This window comes from Kitasatospora nipponensis (assembly GCF_039528135.1).
Taxonomy (GTDB): domain Bacteria; phylum Actinomycetota; class Actinomycetes; order Streptomycetales; family Streptomycetaceae; genus Kitasatospora; species Kitasatospora nipponensis.
Window position 1 is genome coordinate 1 of the sequence record NZ_BAAALF010000703.1, and the last position, 718, is coordinate 718.

The window sequence follows — 718 nt, forward strand, 5'->3', positions numbered from 1 at the left end:
CGCGCACGGTCACGCTGCGGTCGAGCACCTGGTGGGCGGCGGGTGGGTGGAGGACACCGCCTCCTGGTACGGGCTCGTCACCCCTCTGTCGGCACCGCTCCCGCAGCGCGGCGACCTGGTCACCGTCATAACCGCGAAGTCCCCGACTGCCGGCACGGTTGGCCGGACCTGGCAGGCCCTCGACCCGGGCGAGGCCAGCACTGTCGCCGTCGCACGAATCACCCGGCTGGACGAGGTAGTGATCATCTAGCCCTGCCGTGACTGGAAGAGGACGGGGCGCAGGGTGTCGTCATTGAACTGGGACGGCACTCTGCGATTTCGGTATTCGACGGATGATCAGAGAGGAACCGGCTGGTGGGCGATGAACCCCACTGGTCCGTGATCTCGTGCGAGGCGTCCATGCCGAATGGCGAGAGGGTCGGAACCTCAAGGGAAGCTCAAGATCATCCTCAACTTCCTTGGAAAAACGCTAGGTTCACGGCAGCACAATGGTGGAGGCTGGCGCCGGCCCCGCATCGGATTGCAACGAATGAGGGGCATCATGGTTCGTACGACGCGCATCAACCCGCAGTGCACCTTCCCCGACGGCCGAACCTGGCTGGCCGTCATCGTCATCGTCGTCGTCGTTGTGTCCGCCACCCCCTGGGTGGGGGAGGCGGTCGTTACGGCCGCACTCGGTGTCCTGGCGGCGGCGATTCCTGTCGCAGGGCGGCTCAGG

The 718-nt window shown here is 66.2% G+C and carries 1 protein-coding gene; it reads left to right on the forward strand.

From position 1 onward, the window contains the following. On the forward strand, positions 1 to 250 hold a 250-nt coding region (locus ABD323_RS42825; protein WP_344447449.1), incomplete at its 5' end, for a DUF6093 family protein. Positions 251 to 718 lie beyond the last annotated feature (468 nt).